The sequence below is a fragment of the Lactobacillus amylolyticus DSM 11664 genome (assembly GCF_000178475.1).
GTDB classification, from domain to species: Bacteria; Bacillota; Bacilli; order Lactobacillales; family Lactobacillaceae; genus Lactobacillus; species Lactobacillus amylolyticus.
In genome coordinates, this window is record NZ_ADNY01000071.1 from 1 (window position 1) to 2,777 (window position 2,777).

Genomic DNA, 2,777 nt, shown 5'->3' on the forward strand with positions numbered 1-2,777 from the left:
TCCAATTATGTTGATCAATGGCAAAAAAGTTGCTGAAGTTGTAAGTCAATACATCTATCGAAATAATATTACTTTAGAACAATATCTGGCAAAACTTGGAACAGAACAAGAATATCGTAACCCAGAAGATATTTTAAAAGAAGAATAAGCAAAAAAGCACGAATACAGTAACTGCTGAACCCAGAGTTGACTAGGCAATTTTGTGCTTTTTATTTTTAAATTTGAGCTCTAAAAATGAAGTGATTTTTTATTTATAAAAATCTTCGATAATTAATGCTTTATGAACGAATACCTTATATTTAATTATTAAGTCTAGCAATTGTTTTCCATCGATAAGAGTAATCATCTTTGTTCCTGCTCTAGATGAATCTATGGCTGCTCGAGTGAATGAAGAGGTAGTGATGAATACGCCGTATTCAGCATTATACTTATCCATTGCTCCTCTAAATTTATCTATCTCAGGAGAAGAAACTTTATTTGACGGATCCCATATTTTTCCTTGAATTGCGATTCTATCTGTTTTCAACTCACTTGATTTTATATATCCGAAACCATCAACACCACCATCTCCAACATATTGAAGACCTATTTTTTGATCAATTTCAACATTCATCTTTTTAAGTAACTGACGACAAAGAATCTCAAATTTACGTGGATGTAAATTTAAATAAAAGTCGATTTAATTATTCTCTAGCGAATTGCGCTTCTTTCTCAACATCAGTTTCTTGTTCATCATCAGAATTCGTAAATTCTACATTTTTGGGATTTTCAATTTCAAGTGAATCTGTATGGTTCTCCAAGCTTAACAATTGTTGAGTAAAGTCTTCTGATTCAGGATCAAGATCAATAGCATTAGGATTTAGCTTATAAATACCTCGTGATGGTCTCTCAACAATCCCAGTATTATGCATTGTAACAAGGTCAAAATTTACTTTTTGTTGAAAATTAGAATATAAATTACCCGTACGCTTAGCTTTGACTAGATTATCGACTACTTCTTGGTCTACTTCTGGATCATAATTACGAATTTGATCTAAGATTTCGCTTCGTGAGGCTTGACCACCAAGGTTTTGTAAAGCTCTTATTATTGCCCTATTTCCTAATGAATATCTTTCATCACTTGATAATTTATTATACCTTTCAAGAGTGATTAATTCTTTCGCCATAATTATTCCTCAAAAAAGTCATCATCGATATCATAGAGTTCATATGTTTCCTTTACTTGAATGCCAACCTTGTATTGGATCATCAAGTTGGATAATTTTTCTCCATCAACTAAAGCGATATTTAATTGTCTAGCTGCTTCTTTTGCCCCACTTGTAAATGATGAAGTCGTGATGAACACGCCTCGATCTGCACGCTTACGTCTCAGTGCACCTGAAAAGCCGTCAATTTCCGGACTTCCAACAACATTATTCTCTGCATAGCGCTTTACTTGAATATAAATTGTTTGAAGACCTAGAGGATCTTCATTAATTATTCCATCAATGCCACCATCATTTGACTTCTGAGTAACTAAAGATTGACCATTAGTTCCTTTGTATCCCATATTACTTAATAGTCTAACCATCATATGTTCAAATTGATAAGGATCTGTTTTTCTAAGTTTCGATAAAAGTTGTTCACTCAGATCACTATTTTGTTTATTAAACCAATCAGAAATTTGCTTTTCTATTAATTCAAAGGTTTGTTCATCATTTTCCTCATCAGAATTGGCATTACTTTTCAAATTGTTTTTGTGCTCAATATAAGCTGGTAATGAATGGACATATTCTCTAGTGATATTCAATCCATACTTTTTTAAGGCAGCTTTGCCTAAATCACTAATTTTATAAATTCCTCTTCTTGGAGAAACCAACAATCCTGAAATTTTGAGATCACTAAGCGCCCAACCAGCTCTGTTATTCGCAACAAGATCATGATATTTAGAAGAATATCGTAACTCTTTTAAATCTGAAGGAAGATTGACAAAATCTACAACAGCCTGATTTAACTGGGTACCTTTCCATTCTTCTTTTGTTTCTGCTACTTTTAGCAATGGTCCTAAGAACGCATCCCAAGTTGGCATCCCATTATCACTATGTTTTAAGGTCTTGTAATCAATCATGTTTATTGCCTCTTAATTAAAATCAATCTTAGTATAGCAAAAACCTTCTATACAAGCATGTTTTAGTTTGGGAGCAACGAAAACAAAAATAAAAAGCCAATTCAATAATGAATTAGCTTTTAAATTAAATATCTTCTGTATGAACTGAAACAATAAAACCTAACTTTTTTGATTTAGTACGTACATGATCATCAAGATCTAGAAATTTATATTTTCCTCCTATCAAATGTCCTGTTAGTGCAACATTTTGTTTTTTTGCTTTTAATTTATTTAAGGTACTTTGAACATGTTCTGTCCAATCAGACGGAACATACCCAATGAAGAAATCTTTGCCATTAATAGTAATACCAACCTTAATTGCATTAGGATCATATTTATTGTCAGGCTCTGGAATTAAAGATATTCCTTCTACACATTCGGTAAGATCAGTTTCATAAATAGGATCATCTTCATCGATCATCTCTTCGTGGATATCTTCCGCTGTTGCACCTTCATAAGGATCAATTTGCTCAGTATCTTTTGCCCATTTTAGCGCTTCTGATAACTGATAATGAGTTGTACCCGCAACCTTAAACCAGTAATCTGCTCCTTTATTTTGTAAGCTGCTTGATGGTTTAATATCATTCATATGTATAATACGCGTGGTGCTAGTTAAATCGTTTTAGTTAAT

At 32.6% G+C, this 2,777-nt stretch carries 4 protein-coding genes; all 4 read right to left on the bottom strand.

Translation table 11 applies throughout. The features are described from left to right. Window positions 1-247: 247 nt before the first annotated feature. The 4 genes from HMPREF0493_RS07935 to HMPREF0493_RS07945 all read right to left on the bottom strand — a co-directional run bounded on the left by HMPREF0493_RS07935 (window position 248) and on the right by HMPREF0493_RS07945 (window position 2,735). Window positions 248-679, bottom strand: coding sequence for a restriction endonuclease (locus tag HMPREF0493_RS07935; RefSeq protein WP_081451961.1), 432 nt, complete (start codon window positions 677-679; stop codon window positions 248-250). Between the two features lie 4 nt (window positions 680-683). Next, window positions 684-1,166 (bottom strand): winged helix-turn-helix domain-containing protein, encoded by a 483-nt coding sequence (locus HMPREF0493_RS08185; RefSeq protein WP_006352827.1) that lies wholly within the window; start codon window positions 1,164-1,166, stop codon window positions 684-686. Between the two features lie 2 nt (window positions 1,167-1,168). After that, a complete protein-coding gene (locus HMPREF0493_RS07940; RefSeq protein WP_006352828.1) occupies window positions 1,169-2,107 on the bottom strand; it encodes a restriction endonuclease in 939 nt (312 codons plus the stop codon). A gap of 124 nt (window positions 2,108-2,231) precedes the next feature. Further along, complete coding sequence (locus HMPREF0493_RS07945) at window positions 2,232-2,735, bottom strand: HIRAN domain-containing protein (protein ID WP_006352829.1); 504 nt, start codon at window positions 2,733-2,735, stop codon at window positions 2,232-2,234. Window positions 2,736-2,777 lie beyond the last annotated feature (42 nt).